Raw genomic sequence first — 22,510 nt, forward strand, 5'->3', positions numbered from 1 at the left:
GCCGAACCCTTGGGTGCGTTACCCTTGCGTTTCTTGTGCCCTTCCACCCAAGGATCAACCATGGCCGAAACCATCAAGGTGCGCGCCTTGCCGCAAGCGCATTGCAAGGATTGCAGCCTGGCGCCGCTGTGCCTGCCCCTGTCGCTGAACAACGACGACATGGACGCCCTCGACGAAATCGTCAAGCGCGGCCGGCCACTGAAGAAGGGCGAGTTCCTGTTCCGCCAGGGCGACGCCTTCGGTTCCGTGTTCGCGGTGCGTTCCGGCGCGCTGAAAACCTTCAGCATCACTGACGGCGGTGAAGAGCAGATCACCGGCTTCCACCTGCCCAGCGAACTGGTCGGCCTGTCCGGCATGGACACCGAGGCCTACCCGGTGTCGGCCCAGGCCCTGGAGACCACCTCGGTCTGCGAGATTCCCTTCGAGCGCCTGGACGAGTTGTCCGAGCAGCTGCCGCAGCTGCGCCGCCAGCTGATGCGGGTGATGAGCCGCGAAATCCGCGACGACCAGCAGATGATGATGCTGCTGTCGAAGAAGACCGCCGACGAGCGCATCGCCACCTTCCTGGTCAACCTCTCGGCGCGCTTCCGCGCCCGCGGCTTCTCCGCCCAGCAGTTCCGCCTGGCGATGTCGCGCAACGAGATCGGCAACTACCTGGGCCTGGCGGTGGAAACCGTGTCGCGGGTGTTCACCCGCTTCCAGCAGAACGGCCTGATCGCCGCCGAAGGCAAGGAAGTGCGCATCCTCGACTCCATCGAGCTGTGCGCCCTGGCCGGCGGCCAGATGGAAAGCTGAAGGCGCGACCTTCCGGTCATCGCGCAAAACGGGCTCGCCTTGTGGCGGGCCCGTTATACTTGGGGGCTTCGAAAAGCCGTCACCAGGTACCCTGCCAGCATGATCCTCAACCAGCTCGACCTGAAATCCATGATCCGCGCGGTCCCCGACTTCCCCAAGGCGGGCGTGGTGTTCCGTGACATCACCCCGCTGTTCCAGTCGCCGCGCGCGCTGCGCTTCGTCGCCGACAGCTTCATCCAGCGCTACGTCGAAGCGGATTTCAGCCACATCGGCGCCATGGACGCGCGCGGCTTCCTGATCGGCTCGATCATCGCCTACGAACTGAACAAGCCGCTGGTGCTGTTCCGCAAGCAGGGCAAGCTGCCCGCCGACGTGCTGGCCCAGGCCTACCAGACCGAGTACGGCGAAGCCCTGCTGGAAGTGCACGCCGACAGCCTGTGCGAAGGCGACACCGTGCTGATCTTCGACGACCTGATCGCCACCGGCGGCACCCTGCTGGCCGCCGCGCAACTGGTACGGCGCATGGGCGCCAGGGTCCTGGAAGCCGCCGCCATCATCGACCTGCCGGAACTCGGCGGCTCGGCCAAGCTGGCCGACGCCGGCATCCCCACCTATAGCCTCACCGCCTTCGCCCTCGACGAGCAGTGAGGAGCATGTAGGAGCGCGCCCTGCGCGCGAATCGCGGGCAGGGCCCGCTCCTACAGGTTGCCGGGAAGCACGGCGCTTTCCCGTAGGATGGGTTGAGCGAAGCGATACCCATCACCGCCACCGCATGGGTTTCGCAAGCTCAACCCATCCTACGAAAACGCCTCGGCGCAGCCGGCAAGCCAGTTGCCTGCCCCCTCAAAGCGGCGGCGCCGAGCGCTTGAGCACCGACTTCAAGGCGAACGCCGACTTGATCCCGGCCACCCCGGGAATCTGCGTCAGGGTGGTGGTGAGGAAGGCCTGATAGGCCGCCAGGTCCTTGACCACCACGCGCAGCATGTAGTCCGCGTCGCCGGTCATCTGGAAGCAACTCATCACCTGCGGCGCCTGGACGATGCTTTCCTCGAACCGCGCCAGGTAGTCGCCGGTCTGTTTTTCCAGGGTGACCGAAACGAACACGCTCATGGCCCCGGACAGGCGCTCCTCGTCAAGCTGGGCGAAGTAGCCCTGGATGTACCGCTCTTCCTCCAGGCGCCGCACCCGGCGCAACGTCGGCGTCAGCGACAGGCCGATCTTCTGCGCCAGGTCGCGCCAGCTCAGGCGGCCGTCGTCGGCCAGGGCGCGGAGGATCTTGAGGTCGGTGCGGTCGATGTCGGCCATGGCGCTCACTTCTACGGAAGAGGGTTTTTGTAGTTCAAAGACACTAAATCTTCTGTCCAAATCTAGTCAAATTGGAGCAAAAAACCAGCCGGTCACACCTATACTGAAATCACAAGAACAACGAACGAGGACCTCACCATGAGTGATGTCAGCACCCGCCGCGCTACCGCGCGCGGCACCCGCACCGTCGCCCAACCAGGCCAGTCGCACCCGCCCGGTCCGGCGTCTTCCGTCTGCTGATCCCCACCCCCGATCACAACTGGAGACCCACCATGACCGACTACGCTCCCCTTCGCCTGCACGTCCCCGAACCCACCGGGCGCCCGGGCTGCAAGACCGACTTCTCCTACCTGCACCTGTCCCCCGCCGGGGAAGTGCGCAAGCCCGACGTCGACGTCGAGCCGGCGCAGACCGCAGACCTCGCCTACAGCCTTGTGCGCGTGCTCGACGACCAGGGCAACGCCCTCGGCCCCTGGGACCCGCAGCTCAGCCACGAACAGCTGCTGCGCGGCCTGCGCCTGATGCTCAAGACGCGCATCTTCGACGCCCGCATGCTCACCGCGCAGCGCCAGAAGAAAATGTCCTTCTACATGCAGTGCCTGGGCGAGGAAGCCATCGCCACCGCCCACACCATGGCCCTGCAGGGCGGCGACATGTGCTTCCCCACCTACCGCCAGCAGGGCATCCTGATCACCCGCGACTACCCGCTCAAGGACATGATCTGCCAGTTGCTCTCCAACGAGCAGGACCCGCTCAAGGGCCGCCAGCTGCCGATCATGTATTCCAGCCGCGAGAAGGGCTTCTTCTCCATCTCCGGCAACCTCGCCACCCAGTTCATCCAGGCGGTGGGCTGGGGCATGGCCTCGGCGATCAAGGGCGATACCAGGATCGCCTCGGCCTGGATCGGCGACGGCGCCACCGCCGAGTCGGACTTCCACACCGCGCTGACCTTCGCCCACGTCTACCGCGCCCCGGTGATCCTCAACGTGGTCAACAACCAGTGGGCGATCTCCACCTTCCAGGCCATCGCCGGCGGTGAAGGCACCACCTTCGCCAACCGCGGCGTGGGCTGCGGCATCGCCTCGCTGCGGGTGGACGGCAACGACTTCCTCGCGGTGTACGCCGCCTCGCAGTGGGCCGCCGAACGCGCCCGCCGCGGCCATGGGCCGAGCCTGATCGAGTGGGTCACCTACCGCGCCGGCCCGCACTCCACCTCGGACGATCCGTCCAAGTACCGCCCGGCCGACGACTGGACCAACTTCCCCCTGGGCGACCCCATCGCCCGCCTGAAGCAGCACCTGCTGGCCCAGGGCATCTGGAGCGAGGAACAGCACGAGGCGCTGCACAAGGAACTGGAAGCCGAAGTGATGGCCGCGCAGAAAGAGGCCGAACGCCACGGCTCGCTGGTGGACGGTCACGTCTTCAGCGCCGCCAGCCTGTTCGACGACGTCTACAAGGACCTGCCGGAACACCTGCGCCGGCAGCGCCAGGAGCTCGGGGTATGAACGCCATGAATCCGCAACACGAGAACGCCCAGGCGCTCACCAGCATGAGCATGATCCAGGCGCTGCGCTCGGCGATGGACGTGATGCTCGAACGCGACGACGACGTGGTGGTGTTCGGCCAGGACGTGGGCTACTTCGGCGGCGTGTTCCGCTGCACCGAAGGCCTGCAGAAGAAGTACGGCACCTCGCGGGTGTTCGACGCGCCCATCTCCGAAAGCGGCATCGTCGGCGCCGCGGTGGGCATGTGCGCCTACGGCCTGCGCCCGGTGGTGGAAATCCAGTTCGCCGACTACGTCTACCCGGCCACCGACCAGCTGGTATCCGAGGCGGCGCGCATCCGCTACCGCTCGGTGGGCGACTTCGTCGTGCCCATGGTGGTGCGCATGCCCTGCGGCGGCGGCATCTACGGCGGGCAGACGCACAGCCAGAGCCCGGAAGCGATGTTCACCCAGGTCTGCGGCCTGCGCACGGTGATGCCGTCCAACCCCTACGACGCCAAGGGCCTGCTGATCGCCTGCATCGAGAACGACGACCCGGTGATCTTCCTCGAACCCAAGCGCCTGTACAACGGCCCCTTCGACGGCCACCACGATCGCCCGGTGACGCCCTGGTCCAAGCACCCGCAGAGCCAGGTGCCCGAAGGCTACTACCGGGTGCCGCTGGACAAGGCGGCCATCGCCCGCCCGGGCAGCGAGCTGACCGTGCTCACCTACGGCACCACCGTCTACGTGGCGCAGACCGCCGCCGAGGAGACCGGCATCGACGCCGAGATCATCGACCTGCGCAGCCTCTGGCCGCTGGACCTGGACACCATAGTCGAATCGGTGAAGAAGACCGGCCGCTGCGTCATCGTCCACGAGGCCACCCGCACCTGCGGCTACGGCGCCGAACTGATGTCGCTGGTGCAGGAAAACTGCTTCCACCACCTGGAAGCCCCCATCGCCCGCGTGACCGGCTGGGACACCCCCTACCCGCACGCCCAGGAATGGGACTACTTCCCCGGCCCGGCCCGCGTCGGCGCCGCCTTCAAGCGTGCCATGGAGGTCTGAATGGGCATTCACGTGATCAAGATGCCGGACATCGGGGAAGGCATCGCCGAAGTGGAACTGGTGGAATGGCACATCAAGGTCGGCGACGAGGTCCATGAGGACCAGGTGCTGGCCGAGGTAATGACCGACAAGGCCACCGTGGAAATCCCCTCGCCGGTTTCCGGCCGCATCCTCGCCCTGGGCGGCGAGCCCGGCCAGGTCATGGCCGTGGGCGGCGAACTGGTGCGCCTGGAAGTGGAAGGCGCCGGCAACCACCGCGAAGCCGCGGCCAAGCCCCATGAAAGCGCGCCCGCCGCAGAACCCGAAGCGAAAGCCCAGCCGCTCAGGGAAGCCCCGCGCGCCGAAGCCAAACCAGCCCCCTCGCCGCGCCCGGCAGCCGCCGCGCCGGCCCCGCGCCGCGCCCCCGGCGAGAAGCCGCTGGCCTCCCCGGCGGTGCGCCAGCGCGCCCGCGACCTGGGCGTGGAACTGCAGTTCGTGCAAGGCTCCGGCCCCGCCGGGCGCATCCTCCACGACGACCTCGACCAGTACCTGGCCCATGGCGGCGCGGTGGTCGCCTCCGGCTACGCCGCGCGCCACGACGAGCAGCAGATCCAGGTCATCGGCCTGCGCCGCAAGATCGCCCAGAAGATGGCCGAGGCCAAGCGGCGCATCCCGCACTTCAGCTATGTCGAGGAAATCGACGTCACCGACCTCGAAGCCCTGCGCCAGCACCTCAACGCCAGGTACGGCGCCAGCCGCGGCAAGCTCACCCTGCTGCCCTTCATCGCCCGCGCGATGGTGGTGGCCCTGCGCGAGTTCCCGCAGCTCAACGCCCGCTATGACGACGAGGCCGAAGTCATCACCCGCTACGGCGCGGTGCACCTGGGCGTGGCCACCCAGAGCGACAGCGGCCTGATGGTGCCGGTGCTGCGCAACGCCGAATCCCGCGACCTGTGGGGCAACGCCGCGGAAGTGGCGCGCCTGGCCGAGGCCGCGCGCCACGGCAAGGCCAGCCGCGAGGAACTCTCCGGCTCGACCATCACCCTCAGCAGCCTGGGCGCGCTGGGCGGCATCGTCAGCACGCCGGTGATCAACCATCCGGAAGTGGCCATCGTCGGCGTCAACCGCATGGTCGAGCGGCCCATGGTGGTCAACGGCCAGATCGTGGTGCGCAAGATGATGAACCTGTCCTCGTCCTTCGATCACCGGGTGGTCGACGGCATGGACGCGGCGGCCTTCATCCAGGCTGTGCGCGCCCTGCTCGAACATCCCGCCACCCTGTTCCTGGAGTGACCGCCGTGAAGCAGAACCAGACACTGGAAACCACCCTGCTGATCATCGGCGGCGGCCCCGGCGGCTACGTCGCCGCCATCCGCGCCGGGCAGCTGGGCATCCGCACCCTGCTGGTGGAAGGCGCGGCCCTGGGCGGCACCTGCCTGAACATCGGCTGCATCCCCTCCAAGGCGCTGATCCACGCCGCCGAGGAATACCTCAAGGCCCGCGAGTTCGCAGGCAAATCGGCGCTGGGCATCAGCGTGCAGGCGCCGAACATCGACATCCAGCGCACCGTGGAATGGAAGGACGGCATCGTCGACCGCCTGACCACCGGCGTCGCCGCGCTGCTGAAAAAGCACGGCGTGGGCGTGGTGCACGGCTGGGCGCAGGTCGTCGACGGCAAGACCGTCGAAGTCGCCCTGGCCGACGGCGGCACCCAGCGCATCCACACCGAGCACCTGCTGCTGGCGGCCGGTTCGCGCTCGGTGGAGCTGCCCTTCCTGCCGCTCGGCGGCAAGGTCATCTCCTCCACCGAGGCCCTGGCGCCCAAGGCCCTGCCCAAGCGCCTGGCGGTGATCGGCGGCGGCTACATCGGCCTGGAACTGGGCACCGCCTACCGCAAGCTGGGCGTGGAAGTGACGGTGGTGGAAGCGCAGCCGCGCATCCTGCCGAGCTACGACGAAGAACTGACCAAACCGGTGGCGGCGGCCCTGCGCAAGCTCGGCGTGGAACTCTACCTGGGCCACAGCGTGGTGGGCCTGGAGCCCGACGGCAAGGGCCTGCGCCTGCGCGACGGCCAGGGCCAGCAGCGGGTGATCGAGACCGACCAGGTGCTGGTCGCCGTCGGCCGCCGGCCCAACACCGAAGGCTGGAACCTGGAAAGCCTGCACCTGGACATGGATGGCCGCGCGGTGAAGATCGACGAGCAGTGCCGCACCTCGATGCGCAACGTCTGGGCCATCGGCGACATCGCCGGCGAACCCATGCTGGCGCACCGCGCCATGGCCCAGGGCGAGATGGTCGCCGAACTCATCGCCGGCAAACGCCGCGCCTTCACCCCCGCGGCCATCCCGGCGGTGTGCTTCACCGACCCGGAAGTGGTGGTGGTCGGCCTCACCCCGGACCAGGCCCGCGCCAGCGGGCATGAAGTGCTGACAGCGAACTTCCCCTTCGCCGCCAACGGCCGCGCCATGACCCTGGAGGCCCACGACGGCTTCGTCCGCGTGGTGGCCCGCGCCGACAACCACCTCATCCTCGGCTGGCAGGCGGTGGGCAAGGCGGTATCGGAACTCTCCACGGCCTTCGTCCAGTCCATCGAAATGGGCGCACGCCTGGAAGACATCGCCGGCACCATCCACGCCCACCCGACCCTCGGCGAAGCGGTACAGGAAACCGCCCTGCGCGCCCTGGGGCACGCGCTGCATATCTGAGCCCCCTGCGATACCCGCCGATGGGTATCGCTGCGCTCAACCCATCCTACGTCGCGCACACCTGGCACCCGTAGGATGGGTTGAGCCTGCGAAACCCATCGACGCCCACGCCGCTAGCTGCCCGCCTCCTGCGCCAGCAACCGCTGCTGCAAGCGCGCCAGGAAAGCCACTTCGTACGCCGTGCGTTGCCCCTCCGGAACCTGCCCCTCGCGGCCGACCAGCAGGACCGCCCAGAGGCTGGCCGGCTCCTTTTCCATCAGCCAGCGCTCGGCACGTCGCTGCCCGGCATCGATGGCGGCCTGGCAATCCTGCAGCCAGAACAGTTCCAGCGCCGGCTGGCCGTCGGCGGCGGGGATGTGGGTGGTGAAGAGCTTTTCATGCATCGCAAGGTCCCTCTCTCATTGCCCTACAGCGAGGGCTGAATGGACGGCGCCGGGCGCTGACCGGCCTGACGCCGGGTAACGTTCAGGCGGACAATGGTTTTTGCCGGGGACGCCTGAAAATGAGAGAGGTTGGGAGGCGCGCGGGGATAAAAGCCGGTGAATGCATTCTGGTTAGCTCCTACGAAGTGATGGGAGCCTGCCTCTATCTTTCCACGGATGAGGAGGCAGACCGTGCGAGGGTGGAAATACCGGCTTCGTAGGACCCGGCCGGGCCGAAGCCCGCCTCGCACGGCCCACCATAGAACAGCGTTCGACCGGCACAGGAAGCGCCTGCCGGACAGCTATGGTGCTACCGCCCTTACGAAGACAACCCGGGTTTCCACGCCCGATCACGACAATCGCCGTGACGAACGAACCCTAGCGAGCCCCACTCAGGCGCAACAAGGCGAAGTATCGCAGGCTCTCGCGTGAGCTTTCCCAATTTTCAGGGAAGGCCGGAAATATCTGTAGGAGCGAGCTTGCTCGCGAACAATGGCGTCAGGTTTGACTCTGGAGTTGGGTTGGCGTCCGTAACCCTCTCCCCAGCCCTCTCCCTGAAGGGAGAGGGGGCTTGTCCGTGCCGAGAGAAGGCATGGCATTAGCCTGAGACTTTTGGCGTTGCCGGCTAACGCCTGTACATCCGCATCTGCCCAACGGTCCCCTCTCCCTTCAGGGAGAGGGTTAGGGAGAGGGGCGAGGCCCAGCCCACCACCAAGCCTTGCATGGAAATGATCAGCCCAGCACCCCGATGAATGATGGGTATCGCTTCGCTCAACCCATCCTACGTCCGCTCCCCGGCCGATTATCGACCAGTAGTTGCGCCCGGCAGCTTGCCTTCACTCCGCCCAAAACCAGATTATGGAACCAAGTTCCAAAAACAATTCCCGCGGAGTCCCCTGTCCATGTCCCCTGCCCCGAACCTGCCGCCCACCGACTGCGACCTGCTGGTGATCGGCTCCGGCGCCGCCGGCCTGGCCGCTGCCGTCACCGCCGCCTGGCATGGCCAGAAGGTCATCCTGGTGGAGAAGGAAGCGGTGTTCGGCGGCGCCACCGCCTGGTCCGGCGGCTGGGCCTGGGTGCCGCGCAACCCGCTGGCGCGGCGTGCCGGCATCGAGGAGGACATCGAGCAGCCGCGCACCTACCTGCGCAACGAGCTGGGCGACTACTACGACGCCGCGCGGGTGGATGCCTTTCTCGAAGCCGCGCCGCACATGGTGGCCTTCTTCGAGCAGCACACCCGCCTGCAGTTCGCCGACGGCAACGGCATCCCCGACATGCATGGCGACACCCCCGGCGCCGCCAGCGGCGGCCACCAGGTGATAGCCGCGCCCTACGATGCCCGCGAGGTCGGCGACCTGCTGCCGCGCTTGCGCAAGACCATGCGCGAGACCTCCTTCCTCGGCATGCCGATCATGGCCGGCGCCGACCTGGCCGCCTTCCTCAACATGACCCGCTCGCCGCGCGCGTTCGTCCACGTGGCCAAACGCGTACTCACCCACTTCTACCACCTGGCCCGCTACGGCCGCGCCATGCACCTGGTCAACGGCGTGGCGCTGGTGGCGCGGCTGGCCAAGTCGGCGCAAGACCTGGGCGTACGCCTGATGGAATCCTGCCCGGCGCAGCGCCTACTCTTGGAAGATGGCGCCGTGCGCGGTGCGGTGGTGAAGACGCCGCGCGGCGAACTGGAAATCCGCGCCAAGGCCGTGGTCCTCGCCGCCGGCGGCTTCCCCAACGACCCCGAGCGCCGCCGCCAGCTGTTCCCCCGCGACGCCAGCGGCCACGACAACCTCGCCCTGCCGCCGGCCTCCTGCTCCGGCGACGGCCTGCGCCTGGGCGAAGCCGCCGGCGGCAGCGTCGAGACGAACCTGCGCTCGCCGGTGGCCTGGGCCCCGGTGTCGAAGGTCACGCACCGCGACGGCAGCGTCGGCCACTTCCCGCACATCATCGAGCGCGGCAAGCCCGGCATCATCGGCGTGCTGGCCAACGGCAGGCGCTTCGTCAACGAGGCCCACGGCTACTACGACTACGTCAGCGCGATGCTCGCCGCCCTGCCCGAGGACCAGGAGCCCTGCTCCTGGCTGGTCTGCGACCAGCGCTTCCTGCGCCGCTACGGCCTGGGCTACGTGCGCCCGGCGCCGCTGCCCATCGGCGCGCACCTGCGCAGCGGCTACCTCAAGCGCGGCGCCAGCATCGAGCAACTGGCGCAGCTCTGCGGCATCGACCCGCAGGGCCTGGCGCAGACCGTCGCCGACTTCAACCGCCACGCCCGCAACGGCGAGGACCCGGCCTTCGGCCGCGGCAGCACCGCCTTCAACCGCAAGCAGGGCGATGCGGCCAACCCCGGCCCCAACCCCTGCGTCGCGCCCATCGAGCACGGCCCGTTCTATGCGGTCAAAGTGCAGCCGGGCTGCTTCGGCACCTTTGCCGGGCTGAAGACCGACGGCCAGGCCCGCGTGCTCGGCGCCGACGGCCAGCCGATCCCCGGCCTGTACGCCGCCGGCACCGACATGGCCAGCGTGTTCGGCGGCCACTACCCCTCCGGCGGCATCAACCTCGGCCCGGCGCTGACCTTCGGCTACGTCGCCGGCCGCCACGCCGCCGGCGCCCACGACTACGAACCCCAAGCAGGAGCCACCCCATGCAAGCACGCATCCGCAACCGCCACGGCCTGAACATGCCCAAGCTCGGCCTGGGCACCTGGCCGCTGACCGGCGCCGAGTGTAGCGCCGCCGTGCGCCAGGCCCTGGAACTGGGCTACCGGCACATCGACACCGCCGCCGGCTACCACAACGAGGACGCCGTGGGCCAGGCGCTGGCCGACAGCCCGGTGGCCCGCGAAGACGTCCACGTCACCAGCAAGGTCTGGTGGGACCGCCTGGCCCCGGCCGACCTCGCCCAGTCCCTGGACGACAGCCTGCGCGCGCTGCGCAGCGACTACCTGGACCTGTTCATGATCCACTGGCCGGGCAAGAACGGCAGCCTCGTCGGCGATGACCTCAAGCGCAGCGTCGAGGCCCTGGTGGCCGCCCGCGACAGCGGCAAGGCGCGCGCCATCGGCGTGGCCAACTTCCCCCTGGCGCTGCTGCGCGAGACCGTGGAAACCCTGGGCGCGCCGCTGGCGGCCATCCAGGTCGAATACCACCTGATGCTGAACCAGCAACCGCTGCTGGACTACGCCCGCGCCCACGACATGGCCCTCACCGCCTACACCCCGCTGGGCCGCGGGCGCATGCTGGAGGAACCGGCGATCCAGGCCATCGCCCAACGCCACGGCGTGCTGCCCAGCCAGGTGGCCCTGGCCTGGCTGCTGGAGCAGGACGGCGTGGCCGCCATCCCCAAGGCCGCCAGCCTGGCCAACCAGCGCTCCAACCTCGCCGCCCTCGACCTGCGCCTGGACGACGAGGACCGCGCGCAGATCGCCGCCCTGCCGAAGAACGTCCGCCTGGTCAGCCCGGAATTCGCCCCGAAGTGGGACTGACCGTCCGCTGATCGCACACTTCCTCGCCCCCCTCCTTCCGCCCGGCCCGGCCAGAAACCGCGCCGGGCCTTGCAGCGCCTGGCTTGCAGCGCTTTTGCCCAGAGCCCGGTGAGCCAATTGACGAAAGTAACCATTTAGTACATTTTCTGATGACCGCACTCCAGCGGCGACAAGACCTACAAGAGACACCCGCATGCCCCTCCCGATCCTGATCCTCAACGGCCCCAACCTGAACCTGCTCGGCACCCGCGAACCGGCCACCTACGGCCACGAGACGCTGGTCGACGTCGAAGCCCTCTGCCAGGCGCGCGCCGACGAGCTGGGCCTGCAGGTGGAGTTCAAGCAGACCAACCACGAGGGCCAGTTGATCGACTGGATCCACGAAGCGCGCGGCCGTTGCGCCGGCATCGTGATCAACCCGGCGGCCTGGACGCACACCTCGGTGGCCATCCGCGACGCCCTGGCGGCGGTGGAGCTGCCGGTGATCGAGGTGCACCTGTCCAACGTGCACAAGCGCGAGGAGTTCCGTCACCACTCCTTCGTCTCGGGCATCGCCGTGGGCGTGCTGGCCGGCTTCGGCAGCAACGGCTACCGCCTGGCCCTCGACCACTTCGCCCACCTGCTGCGGGGCTGATGCCATGAGCCAGAAGACGTCCATCCTCGCCGGCCTGATCGGCGCCGGCATCCAGGCCTCGCGCACCCCCGCCCTGCACGAGCACGAAGGCGACGCCCAGGGCCTGCGCTACCTGTACCGACTGATCGACCTGGACCAGCTGAAGCTGAACCTCGACGCCCTGCCCGAACTGCTCGACGGCGCCCAGCGCCTGGGCTTCACCGGGCTGAACATCACCTTCCCGTGCAAGCAGGCGATCATCCCGCTGCTGGACGAACTCTCCGAGGAAGCGCGCGGCATAGGCGCGGTGAATACCGTGGTGCTGAAGGACGGCAAGCGCGTCGGCCACAACACCGATTGCCTGGGCTTCGCCGAAGGCTTCCGCCGCGGCCTGGCCGACGTGAAGCGCAACCGCGTGGTGCAGTTGGGCGCCGGCGGTGCGGGCGCTGCGGTGGCCCACGCGCTGCTCAGCGAAGGCGTGGAGCAACTGAGCGTCTACGAAGTGGACGCGGCCCGCGCCGAGGCCCTGGTGAACAACCTCAACCAGCATTTCGGCCATGGCCGGGCGCTGCTCTGCACCGACCTGCCGGCCGCCATGGCGGTGGCCGACGGCCTGGTCAACACCACCCCGGTGGGCATGACCAAGCTGCCCGGCACGCCGCTGCCGGTGGAACTGCTGCGCGCCGAGCTGTGGGTGGCGGAGATCATCTACTTCCCGCTGGAAACCGAACTGCTGCGCCACGCCCGCAGCCTCGGCTGCCGCACGCTGGACGGCGGCACCATGGCGGTGTTCCAGGCGGTGAAGGCCTTCGAGCTGTTCAGCGGCCGAGCGGCCGATGCGCAGCGGATGCAAGCCCACTTCCGCAGCCTGGATTGAGCGTAGGGCGTATAACCGTTCGCGGTTATACGCCGATACACCGGTCCCCTGCCCGGCTGCGAGGTTCTGCTGGACGCCTCATCGGCCACCAAAGCGGAGCCCTGTTCTACAACCAGCGGGCGCTCGGCCACGGTCAGGCGGCGGATAACGCGGAGCGTTATTCGCCCTACGCTCCTTGGGTCCATGGTATTTGCGTTGAAGAGCGCCCTCTCCCTAACCCTCTCCCTGAAGGGAGAGGGGACCGTTCGGAGTGCGCGGGTGTTTCTGTGTTAGCCGGCTTGTACCGAGTGACCGGCTGACACCACATCCATTCTCGGCACGGACAAGCTCCCTCTCCCTTCAGGGAGAGGGCTGGGGAGAGGGTTGCGGACTCCACCCCAGCTCCGGAGTCAAACCTGACGCCATTGTTCGCGAGCAAGAACTAGGCGTCCCCCTCGCTCCTACGAAAAGCCCTGCCCCCTATCCCCGCCAGTTCTCCCAAACCAACTGCACCCCGGTCGCCAGCAACCCCAGCCGCGCAATGCGGTAGAACCACACATGGTTGACCTTGTCCTGCAACCAGATGCCCAGCCACACACCCAGCACCACGATGGGCGCCAGCAGCAGGCTGGTCCCCAGGTTGCTCCAGGTGAACTGGCCGAGCAGCGCGTAGGGCACCAGCTTGATGGCGTTGGTCAGCAGGAAGAAGCAGTTCACCGTGGCGATGTAGCGCACCTTCTCCAGTTGCTGCGGCAGCAGGTACATCATCACCGGCGGACCGCCGGCGTGGGCGACGAAGCTGGTGAAGCCGGCGATGCCCGAGAGCACCACGCCCTTGCCCACGGCCGCCGGTTTCGGCTGGGCGGCGGCGCGGGCCACCAGGGTGTTGAGCAGCACGAAGGCGATGGCGATGCCGCCGATCAGCAGGGCGATGAAGCGTTCGCTGAGCAGGCCGAAGCTCAGCGCGCCCGCCGCCACGCCCAGCAGCGCGCCGGGCAGCATGATCTTCAGGTTGCGCAGGTCCCACTTGCCGTAGAAGCGCCGCAGGCCGGTGAAATCGGCCATGCAGAGGATCGGCAGCATCAGCGCCGCGGCCAGGGTCGGCGGCATGGCCAGGGCCATCAGCGGCACGGCGATGCCGCCCAGGGCGCCGCCGAAGCCGCCCTTGGAGACGCCGGTGAGCAGCACGGCGGGGATCGCCACCAGGAGGAATTCGAGGGTCATCACGCAACTCGTCGGCACACGGAGCCGCCGATTATGCCGCGTCGACGCGTCTGCGCCAGGCCCCGCGGGCGATCAGCGCCCGCTCAGTCCACCACCGGGCGCAGCAGCGCCTGTGCCTCGTACAGCGCCGGCAGGTAGCGCAGGCGCATTTCGTCCAGGCCCAGGCGCGAGGCGTGGGTGGTGATGGCCAGGCTCGCGCGCATGCGCCCGCTGCGGTCCAGCAGCGGCACGCCGATCACGCGCATGCCGATCTCGTATTCCTGGTCCACCACGCAGTAGCCCTGCCGGGCGACCTTGGCGATCTCGGCGTGCAAGGCGTCCATGTCCGTCAGCGTGTAGGGCGTCAGCGCCCGCGGCGGATTGCGTTCGAAATAGGCCGCCAGCTCCGCCTCGCCCAGCACCGCCAGCCACAGGCGGCCGCTGGCGGTGCAGTACATGGGCACCCGCGAGCCGGGGCGGATCGACAGCGAGGCGATGTGGCTGTAGCGGCTGCGCACCACGTGGACGATCTCGTCGCCGTCGCGGGTGCCCACCGAGACGTGCTCCTGGGTCTGCCGCGCCACCTGCTCGACGATGGGCCGCAGCATGCGCGGCAGCTGCGCCGAATCCACGTAGGCCTGGCCGATGCGCAATGCCTTGGGCGTCAGCCAGTAGTGGCGGCTGTCGGTCTCGGCGAAGCCTTCGTGCACCAGGGTCAGCAGGAAGCGCCGCGCGGCGCTGGGGGTGAGGCCGGACAGCCGCGCCGCCTCGGGCACGCTCAGGCGCGGGCGCTCGGCGCTGAACAGTTGCATCAGCGCCAGGCCTTTCTGCAGGCCGGCGATCAGGTCGCGGGGGTGGATGCTGGGGGTTTCCAAGGCACGGGCTCCGGGTAATTTGGCCGAATATTGCGATTATCGCATTGTCACTGCGAATACCGCACTAAAGCGCCGTCAATCGCATTGAGCGCAAAAGCCCGCCGCCGCACCCTGGCCAACAGAACAACGCCAAGAACCCCTGGAGGTCAGCATGATTCGCGGTTCCACCGAACTGGTCGCCATCGTCGGCACACCCATCGCGCAGGTGAAGTCGCCGGAGAACTTCAACACCTGGTTCGCCCACAACGGCCACGACCTGGCGATGATCGCCATCGACCTGGGCGCCGACGCGCTCGATGCCTTCGTCGCCACCCTGCGCGGCTGGCACAACCTGCGCGGCTGCGTGGTCACCGTGCCCTACAAGCAGGCCCTGGCGCCGCGCCTGGACGGCCTGAGCGCCCGCGCCGAGGCGCTGGGCTCGGTCAACGTGATCCGCCGCGAGGCCGACGGCCGCCTGCTGGGCGACAACGTCGACGGCGCCGGCTTCCTCAACGCCGCCCGGCGCCATGGCCTGCAGCCGGCCGGCAAGCGCGCGCTGGTGGTCGGCTCCGGCGGCGTCGGCAGCGCCATCGCCTATGCGCTGTGCGAAGCCGGCATCGGCGAGCTGCGCCTGCGCGACCTCGACCAGGTGCGCGCCGCCGCCCTGGTCGAGCGCCTGGGCGCCCTCTTCCCCCAGGTGCGCATCGGCGTGGGCTGCGACGACCTGGCCGGCCTCGACCTGCTGGTCAACGCCTCGCCGGTGGGCATGGGCGGCACCGGCGAGTTGCCGCTGCCGGGCATGCTGCTCGACGGCCTGCAGGCGCACACCCTGGTGGCCGACGTGATCACCAAGCCGGAGATCACCCCGCTGCTGGAGCGCGCCCGCGAGGCGGGCTGCCGCATCCAGACCGGCGCCGAAATGGCCTTCGCGCAGCTGGGCAACCTGGGCGCCTTCATGGGCGTCACGCCGCTGGAGATCCAGCCATGACCAGCCTCAACGCCCCGGCCTGGAGCCGCGAGTGCGACCTGCTGGTGCTGGGCAGCGGCGCCGCCGGTTTCGCCGCCGCGGCCACTGCCGCCTGCCAGGGCCTGCGCGTGCTGATGCTGGAGAAGGCGGCGAGCTTCGGCGGCACCTCGGCCATCTCCGGCGGCGCGGTATGGGTCTACGGCACCGACCAGGCCCGCGCCGCCGGCGCGAAGGACTCCGAAGAAGCCATGCGCACCTACCTGCGGCGCACCATCGGCCCGGGCTACAAGCCCGAGCTGGTCGACAGCTTCATCCGCAACGGCCACCGGGCCCTGCGCTGGCTGGAGGCCAACACCGAGCTGCGCTACGCCCTGCGCCCACACTCGCCGGACTACTACCCCGACGAGGAAGGCGGCACCGAATTCGGCCGCGCCCTGGAGATGGTCGAGTACGACGGCCGCCACCTCGGCGAGCGCTTCCGCGACCTGCGCATGCCGCCGCCGGGCATGCTGCTGTTCGGCGGCATGATGGTGAACCGCGTGGACATCCAGCATTTCCTCAGCTTCCGCCGTTCGCCGAAGTCGTTGTGGCACTGCCTGAAGCTGCTGGCCCGCTATGGCCTCGACCGCCTCAGCCACCACCGCGGCACGCGCCTGACCACCGGCAACGCCCTGATCGCGCGCCTGGCCACCACGGCCTTCGCCAAGGGCGTGGAGCTGTGGCTGAACAGCGAGGCGCAGCAGTTGCTGGTCGAGAATGGCGTAGTGGTCGGCGCCCAGGTGCTGCACGAAGGCCGCATCGAGCGCATCCGCGTGCATGGCGGCGTGGTCTGCGCCATGGGCGGTTTTGCCGCCGGCAAGCTGGCCGAGCGCTTCCGTCCGGCGAGCGACGGCGAGCACCTGAGCATGTCGCCGGACTGCAACGACGGCGCCGCCCTGCGCCTGGGCGAGGCCATAGGCGCGGCAGCCGGCGAGGGCCTGGCGGCGAACTTCTTCTGGGCGCCGGTCTCCGAACTGCGCCATGCCGACGGCCGCCACGAGCGCTTCCCGCACCTGGTCACCGACCGCGCCAAGCCCGGGGTGATCGCGGTGAACCGCGCCGGCCGGCGCTTCGTCAACGAGTCCAACTCCTACCATCACTTCGTGCAGAGCATGTTCGCCAGCGGCAACACCGAGTGCTGGCTGATCTGCGACGCCAGCGCCATGAACCGCTACGGCCTGGGCCTGGCGCGACCGAAGCCGGTCGACAACAGCGCGCTGGTGCAGGCCGGCTACCTGTACCAGGCCGACTCGCCGGACGCCCTGGCCCGCGCCCTCGGCATCGACGCCGAGGGCCTGCGTCAGACGCTGGAGCGCTTCAACGCCAACGCGCGCAACGGCGTCGACGCGGACTTCGCCAAGGGCGGCAACAGCTACAACCGCTACATGGGCGACCCGGACCACCGCCCCAACCCCTGCCTGGCGCCGCTGGAGAAGGCGCCCTACTACGCCGTCCGCCTGCACACCGGCGACCTCGGCTCGGCCCGCGGCCTGGTCACCGACGGCCAGGCCCGCGTGCTCGGCCGCGACGGCCAGCCGATCCCCGGCCTCTACGCCGCCGGCAACGACATGAACTCGCTGATGGACGGCACCTATCCCGGCCCCGGCATCACCCTCGGCCCCGGCCTGACCTTCGCCTGGCTGGCGGCCAACCACATAGCCGCGCGCCTCGCCGCGCCGGCCTCGCAACAAACAACCCTGGAGCACTGACGATGTACTACGAACTGCGCACCTACAGCATCGACCCGCTGAAACTCGCCGACTGGCTGGCCCTGTACCGCAGCCACGCCTACGAGGTGCAGACCGAGCACCTGGGCAGGCTGGTGGGCTTCTTCACCACCGAGTTCGGCGAATGCAGCCAGGTGGTGCACCTGTGGGCCTACGAGAGCCTGGACGAGCGCATGCAGCGCCGCGCCAGCATGGCCGCCGACCCGCGCTGGGCCGAGTTCGGCAAGCTGAACCGGGAACTGGGCGCGGTGCTCAAGCTGGAATCGCGGCTGATGAAGCCCACCGGCTTCTCCCCGCTGCAGTGATGGCCCCGGCGCGCGGAGCCCTTCCGCGCGCCCCGATAACGACAAGAGAAAACCCATGCCCACCTTGCAAACCCTCGACTGCGACGTCCTGGTGATCGGCTCCGGCGCCGCCGGCCTGGCCGCCGCCGTGACCGCCGCGCACCACGGCCTGCGCGTGGTCGTGGCGGAAAAGGCCGCGCAGCTCGGCGGCACCAGCGCCTGGTCCGGCGGCTGGCTGTGGATCCCGCGCAACCCGCTGGCCCTCGCCGAGGGCCACATCGAACCGGACGATGCGCCGGAGCGCTACCTCAAGGCGCAGGTCCATGCCGAGCAACTGGACGAGCGCCAGGCCGCCTTCCTCCGCCACGGCCCGGAGATGGTCGAGTTCTTCCAGCGCCACAGCGCCGTGCAGTTCTTCAGCGGCACTCACATGCCGGACATGCGCGATGGCGAGGGCTCCGCCGCCGGCGGCCGCTCACTGTGCGCCCAGCCCTACGACGGCCGCGAACTCGGCCCCTGGCTGCGCCACCTGCGCGAGCCGCTGGACCTCGTCAGCCTGGCCGGCATGGGCATCGCCGGCGGCGCCGACCTGGCCAACTTCCTCGACGCCACGCGCTCGCCGAAAGCCGCGCTCTACGCGCTCAAGCGCATCGCCCGGCACTGGTACGGGCGTCTGCGGCATGGGCGCGGCACGCAGTTGGTCAACGGCAACGCCCTGGTGGCGCGCCTGCTGCGCAGCGCCCTGGACCTGAAGGTGCAGTTGCTGACGCAAACGCCGATCCACGAACTGCTCCGCGAAGGCGGCAAGGTGACCGGTGCGCGCAGCGACACCCTGGAGTTCCACGCCCGTCGCGGCGTGGTCCTGGCCTGCGGCGGCTTCCCCCATGACCGCGAGCGTATCGCCCGACACATGCCCCACGCCCCGGACGGCTGGCAGCACCGCTCCGCCGCGCCGCCGCAGAACAGCGGCGATGGCCTGCGCCTGGGCGAAGCCGTAGGCGCGCAGGTCCGCGCCGACCTGGCCCACGCCGGCGCCTGGGTGCCGGTGTCCCTGGTGCCGCGCCGCGACGGCAGCGTCGGCCACTTCCCGCACCTGATCGAACGGGCCAAGCCCGGCTTCCTCTGCGTGCGCCGCGACGGCCGCCGCTTCGCCAACGAAGCCGACTGCTACCACGACCTCATGAGCGCCCTGTTCGTCGCCACGCCGCCGGGCGAGCCCCACGAAGCCTGGCTGATCGCCGACGCCCGGGCGCGGCGGCGCTACGGCATCGGCTGGGTGAAGCCCTTGCCCTTCCCGGACCTGCCCTACGAACGCCGCGGCTATCTGGTCAAAGCCCGCAGCCTGGCGCAACTGGCGGCGCGCTGCGGCATCGACGCCGAGCAACTGCAGGCGACGGTGGAGCGCTTCAACGAACACGCGGCGCTGGGCGAGGACGCGGATTTCCAGCGCGGCCGCTCGGCCTACAACAAGGCCCAGGGCGAAGCGCGGCAGCATCCCAACGCGTCGCTGCGGCCCCTGGAAAAAGGTCCGTTCTATGCGGTGAAGCTGCTGCCTGGCAGCCTCGGCACCTTCGCCGGCCTGCGCACCGACGCCCGCGCGCGGGTGCTGGACGCCAGCGGCGCGGCCATCGAGGGGCTGTACGCGGTGGGCAACGACATGGCCAGCGTGATGGCCGGCCACTACCCCAGCGGCGGCATCACCCTGGGGCCGGGCATGACCTTCGGCTACCTCGCCGGCCTGGAGCTGGCCGGGCTCAGCGCTGGATGTAGCGCAGCACCGCCTCGCAGATCATCTGCTTGTGGCGTTGCTTGACCTGCTCGTCGGCCAGGTCGATCTGGAAGATTTCGCCGAAGGTGTTGCGGTTGGACACGCGGTAGAAGCAGAACGAGCTGATGAACAGGTGCAGGTCCAGCGGGTCGATGCCCTCGCGGAACAGGCCCTGCTCGGCGCCGCGGCGAAGAATCTCGGCCAGCGACAGCAGCATGTTGTTGCTCATCGAGCGGATCGCCGTGGACTTCTTCACGTACTCGCCGTGGTGGATGTTCTCGATGGAAACGATGCGCACGAAGTCGACGTTGCGGTCGTGGTGGTCGAAGGCGAACTCGACGGTGCGGCGGATCGCCTCCAGCGGCTCCAGTTCCGCCAGGTGCAGCTTGTCCTCGGTGTGGCGGATGTCGCCGTAGAGCTTCTCCAGCACTTCGACGTAGAGCTGCTCCTTGCTGCCGAAGTAGTAGTAGATCATGCGCTTGGAGGTGTGCGTGCGCTCGGCGATGGCGTCCACCCGGGCACCGGACAGGCCCTGCTGGACGAACTCGGCGATGGCCGCCTGGAGGATGCCCTCGCGGGTTTTCTCGGGGTTGTTCTTGCGGCCCTTGCCACGCACTTCGGCGGGGTCCAGGGGTTCGACGACATTCGGCATGGTTGGCTCGCAGCCTCACGGAGAGCGCCGATTATGGGCCTCGCCACCCCGCCAAGGGAAGCGGCGCGGGGCTTGCCGCGCCGCCCCCGGGCACTACAGCTTGGGCTTGCGCGCGGCGCCGCTGCGCGCCTGGGCCATGGCCGCCAGGCGCACGGCGACGTTGGCCGCGCCGTAGCCGGCATAGCCGTTCCTGCGCTGGAGGATTTCGAAGAAGAAGCGCCCCTCGAACGGCTCGGTGTAGACGTGGAACAGCTCGCCGCCCTGGGCGTCGCGGTCGTAGAGCACGTTGAAGTAGGCCAGTTCGCTGAGGAACTCGTCGTCGAAGTCGAAGCGCGCCGCCAGGTCGTCGTAGTAGTTCAGCGGGATGTCCAGCAGCGGCACCCCGGCCTGCTTGGCGCGGGTGACCTCGGCGAAGATGTCTTCGCAGGCGAAGGCGATGTGGTGCACGCCCGAGCCGCGGTAGCTGGACAACGCGTGGGAAATGGCGGTGTTGCGGTTCTCCGAGATGTTCAGCGGCAGGCGCAGGCTGCCGCAGCGGCTGCGGATGGCGCGGCTTTTCACCAGGCCGTAGGGGTCGGGCAGGACCACCTCGTCGTCGGCCTCGAAGTCGAACAGCGCCTTGTAGAACAGCACCCAGCTGTCCAGGCTGTCGGCCGGCAGGGCCATGGCCATGTGGTCGATGCGCTGCAGGTTGCCGCTGGCCTGGGCCTGGGCGTCGAGGCGGAAGTCGCTGTCGTAGATGGTCTGCCCCGGCGCGCCCTGCTCCACCAGGTAGATTAGGCTGCCGTCGGGGGCGCGCACCGCGGGCACCTCGCGTTCGTTGGGGCCGACCAGGCCGCGGAACGGCTGGCCACGGAAGGCCTGGGCGCGCTCCAGGGCCTGGGCGCCGTCGCGCACCCGCAGGGCGGTGGCGCACAGCGAGGGGCCGTGGGCTTCGAAGAAGTTGTGGGCGAAGGAGTATGGCTCGGCGTTGAGCACGATGTTGATGTCGCCCTGGCGCAGCAGGCTCACCGCCTTGGAGCGGTGTTCGCCGGCGCGGGCGAAGCCGAGCTTCTCCAGCCAGTTGCCCAGGCGCGCGCCCAGGTTCTCGTCCACGGCGAATTCGAGGAACTCCACGCCGTCGTAGCGGCTGGCCGGCGGCGGCGCGAAGAGGATGCCAGGGTCGCCGGCGGGAGCGGCGTCCTGCTCCAGCAGGCGGCGCGTCTTCTCCTCCAGGTAGAGCAGCGAGCGCAGGCCGTCGGCGGCGTTGGCGCGGGTCGGCGAGGCGCGGAAACCATCGTTGAAGATTTCCAGCGACAGCGGGCCCTGGTAGCCGCTGCGCAGGATGGGCGCGAGGAAGCCCGCCAGGTCGAACTCGCCCTGGCCGGGGAAGCAGCGGAAGTGCCGGCTCCATTCCAGCACGTCCATGGCCAGCACGGGCGCGTCGGCCATCTGCACGAAGAAGATCTTCTCGCCGGGGATGTCGGCGATGCCGCTGGGGTCGCCCTTGATCGACAGGGTGTGGAAGCTGTCCAGCAACACGCCCAGGGCCGGGTGGTCGGCGGCTTTCACCAGGTCCCAGACCTGCTGCCAGGTGTTGACGTGGCGGCCCCAGGCCAGGGCCTCGTAGCCGATGCGCAGGCCGCGCTTGCCGGCGCGCTCGGCCAGCTCGCGGAGGTCGTCGACGAGAATGTCGCGCTCGCCCAGGGAGTCGGCGACGGTGTTGCTGCACACCAGCACCAGGTCGGTGCCCAGCTCCTGCATCAGGTCGAACTTGCGCTCGGCGCGCTCCAGGTTGCGCGCCAGGCGCTCGCGGCGGCAGCCCTCGAAATCGCGGAAGGGCTGGAACAGGGTGATCGCCAGATTCAGGTCGGCGCACATCTGGCGCACGTCGCGCGGGCTGCCGTCGTAGTACAGGAGGTCGTTTTCGAAGATCTCCACGCCGTCGAAGCCGGCGGCGGCGATGGCTTCGAGTTTCTCGGGCAGGGTACCGCTCAGGGAGACGGTGGCGATCGAGCGCTGCATGCTGGGGCTCCTGTGCTGCTGGCTTCTGCGAGCCATGGCCTGGCCGCCGGCTGTCGGCGACCTTCGGAAATATCGCCAGCCGTAGGACGCACGGCTGGTCATTGGATTATTCGCAGGGTATTTTCCAGCGGCAAGGCAAATTGTACGAACCAGTTAGTTTTGTGTTCGATCAGCGAACAAAAGGCCGATCGGCGAATTGACGGTTTTTCGTCCAGTGGCCGACCATGGATTCACCGCGACACACCAGGGCCATGCCTCCCCTGGCCCGCGAGACGCCTTGCCCTATAACAATTTCAACAAGAGTC

At 69.0% G+C, this 22,510-nt stretch carries 20 protein-coding genes; 14 read left to right on the forward strand and 6 right to left on the reverse strand.

Annotated elements, in window-relative coordinates; genetic code table 11:
* Positions 1-60 precede the first annotated feature (60 nt).
* Together anr and FG99_RS19250 are read left to right on the forward strand one after the other, a co-directional pair.
* Positions 61-795 carry a transcriptional regulator Anr gene (anr, locus tag FG99_RS19245; protein WP_009622830.1) on the forward strand — a complete coding sequence of 245 codons (735 nt, stop codon included), beginning with the start codon at positions 61-63 and terminating at the stop codon, positions 793-795.
* Positions 796-894: 99 nt separating this feature from the next.
* A complete protein-coding gene (locus FG99_RS19250) occupies positions 895-1,443 on the forward strand; it encodes an adenine phosphoribosyltransferase (RefSeq protein ID WP_043271873.1) in 549 nt (182 codons plus the stop codon).
* A gap of 195 nt (positions 1,444-1,638) precedes the next feature.
* On the opposite strand, the gene FG99_RS19255 is transcribed toward FG99_RS19250, so the two are convergent.
* Positions 1,639-2,100 (reverse strand): Lrp/AsnC family transcriptional regulator, encoded by a 462-nt coding sequence (locus FG99_RS19255; RefSeq protein ID WP_009622833.1) that lies wholly within the window; start codon positions 2,098-2,100, stop codon positions 1,639-1,641.
* 272 nt (positions 2,101-2,372) lie between these two features.
* On the opposite strand from FG99_RS19255, the gene FG99_RS19260 reads away from it, so the two are divergent.
* From FG99_RS19260 to lpdA, 4 genes are read left to right on the forward strand one after another with little or no spacing between them, the layout of a single operon-like run.
* Positions 2,373-3,605: a 3-methyl-2-oxobutanoate dehydrogenase (2-methylpropanoyl-transferring) subunit alpha gene (locus FG99_RS19260; protein ID WP_043271874.1), complete on the forward strand. Its 1,233-nt coding sequence runs from the start codon at positions 2,373-2,375 to the stop codon at positions 3,603-3,605.
* On the forward strand, positions 3,602-4,654 hold the full coding sequence (locus tag FG99_RS19265; protein WP_009622837.1) for an alpha-ketoacid dehydrogenase subunit beta: 1,053 nt from the start codon (positions 3,602-3,604) through the stop codon (positions 4,652-4,654). Before FG99_RS19260 ends, FG99_RS19265 begins: the two co-directional genes overlap by 4 nt.
* The gene (locus FG99_RS19270) at positions 4,655-5,926 is read left to right on the forward strand and encodes a dihydrolipoamide acetyltransferase family protein (RefSeq protein ID WP_043271875.1); all 1,272 of its coding nucleotides are present in this window, start codon (positions 4,655-4,657) and stop codon (positions 5,924-5,926) included.
* 5 nt (positions 5,927-5,931) lie between these two features.
* Positions 5,932-7,338 carry a dihydrolipoyl dehydrogenase gene (gene lpdA / locus FG99_RS19275; protein ID WP_043271876.1) on the forward strand — a complete coding sequence of 469 codons (1,407 nt, stop codon included), beginning with the start codon at positions 5,932-5,934 and terminating at the stop codon, positions 7,336-7,338.
* A gap of 113 nt (positions 7,339-7,451) precedes the next feature.
* Here the strand turns inward: lpdA and FG99_RS19280 are convergent, their stop codons facing one another.
* Positions 7,452-7,721, reverse strand: coding sequence for a LasR-specific antiactivator QslA (locus FG99_RS19280; RefSeq protein WP_043271877.1), 270 nt, complete (start codon positions 7,719-7,721; stop codon positions 7,452-7,454).
* A gap of 941 nt (positions 7,722-8,662) precedes the next feature.
* On the opposite strand from FG99_RS19280, the gene FG99_RS19285 reads away from it, so the two are divergent.
* The 4 genes from FG99_RS19285 (at position 8,663) to FG99_RS19300 (ending at position 12,728) form a co-directional block, all read left to right on the forward strand.
* The gene (locus tag FG99_RS19285; protein ID WP_043271878.1) at positions 8,663-10,432 is read left to right on the forward strand and encodes an FAD-dependent oxidoreductase; all 1,770 of its coding nucleotides are present in this window, start codon (positions 8,663-8,665) and stop codon (positions 10,430-10,432) included.
* Positions 10,399-11,238, forward strand: coding sequence for an aldo/keto reductase (locus FG99_RS19290; protein ID WP_009622844.1), 840 nt, complete (start codon positions 10,399-10,401; stop codon positions 11,236-11,238). Before FG99_RS19285 ends, FG99_RS19290 begins: the two co-directional genes overlap by 34 nt.
* A 193-nt stretch (positions 11,239-11,431) precedes the next feature.
* Positions 11,432-11,872: a type II 3-dehydroquinate dehydratase gene (gene aroQ / locus FG99_RS19295; RefSeq protein ID WP_043271879.1), complete on the forward strand. Its 441-nt coding sequence runs from the start codon at positions 11,432-11,434 to the stop codon at positions 11,870-11,872.
* 4 nt (positions 11,873-11,876) lie between these two features.
* On the forward strand, positions 11,877-12,728 hold the full coding sequence (locus FG99_RS19300) for a shikimate dehydrogenase (protein ID WP_043271880.1): 852 nt from the start codon (positions 11,877-11,879) through the stop codon (positions 12,726-12,728).
* Positions 12,729-13,187: 459 nt separating this feature from the next.
* Here FG99_RS19300 and FG99_RS19305 read toward each other — a convergent pair whose 3' ends face one another.
* Complete coding sequence (locus FG99_RS19305; RefSeq protein WP_043271881.1) at positions 13,188-13,931, reverse strand: sulfite exporter TauE/SafE family protein; 744 nt, start codon at positions 13,929-13,931, stop codon at positions 13,188-13,190.
* 83 nt (positions 13,932-14,014) lie between these two features.
* Entirely contained in the window at positions 14,015-14,785 is a 771-nt protein-coding gene (locus FG99_RS19310) for an IclR family transcriptional regulator domain-containing protein (protein WP_043271882.1), read from the reverse strand.
* Positions 14,786-14,936: 151 nt separating this feature from the next.
* On the opposite strand from FG99_RS19310, the gene FG99_RS19315 reads away from it, so the two are divergent.
* The 4 genes from FG99_RS19315 (at position 14,937) to FG99_RS19330 (ending at position 19,594) form a co-directional block, all read left to right on the forward strand.
* Positions 14,937-15,752, forward strand: a complete 816-nt coding sequence (locus tag FG99_RS19315) for a shikimate dehydrogenase family protein (RefSeq protein WP_043271883.1) — start codon at positions 14,937-14,939, stop codon at positions 15,750-15,752.
* Positions 15,749-17,479: an FAD-dependent oxidoreductase gene (locus FG99_RS19320; protein WP_043271884.1), complete on the forward strand. Its 1,731-nt coding sequence runs from the start codon at positions 15,749-15,751 to the stop codon at positions 17,477-17,479. The genes FG99_RS19315 and FG99_RS19320 overlap by 4 nt, the downstream gene beginning before the upstream one ends.
* Positions 17,480-17,481: 2 nt before the next feature.
* The gene (locus tag FG99_RS19325) at positions 17,482-17,802 is read left to right on the forward strand and encodes an NIPSNAP family protein (RefSeq protein WP_009622855.1); all 321 of its coding nucleotides are present in this window, start codon (positions 17,482-17,484) and stop codon (positions 17,800-17,802) included.
* 64 nt (positions 17,803-17,866) lie between these two features.
* The gene (locus FG99_RS19330; protein ID WP_141766043.1) at positions 17,867-19,594 is read left to right on the forward strand and encodes an FAD-dependent oxidoreductase; all 1,728 of its coding nucleotides are present in this window, start codon (positions 17,867-17,869) and stop codon (positions 19,592-19,594) included.
* Here the strand turns inward: FG99_RS19330 and FG99_RS19335 are convergent.
* On the reverse strand, positions 19,536-20,201 hold the full coding sequence (locus FG99_RS19335) for a TetR/AcrR family transcriptional regulator (protein WP_043271885.1): 666 nt from the start codon (positions 20,199-20,201) through the stop codon (positions 19,536-19,538). The genes FG99_RS19330 and FG99_RS19335 overlap by 59 nt on opposite strands.
* Positions 20,202-20,294: 93 nt before the next feature.
* On the reverse strand, positions 20,295-22,205 hold the full coding sequence (quiC, locus tag FG99_RS19340; RefSeq protein WP_043271886.1) for a 3-dehydroshikimate dehydratase QuiC: 1,911 nt from the start codon (positions 22,203-22,205) through the stop codon (positions 20,295-20,297).
* Positions 22,206-22,510 lie beyond the last annotated feature (305 nt).

The sequence above is a fragment of the Pseudomonas sp. AAC genome (assembly GCF_000725445.1).
GTDB classification, from domain to species: domain Bacteria; phylum Pseudomonadota; class Gammaproteobacteria; order Pseudomonadales; family Pseudomonadaceae; genus Pseudomonas; species Pseudomonas citronellolis.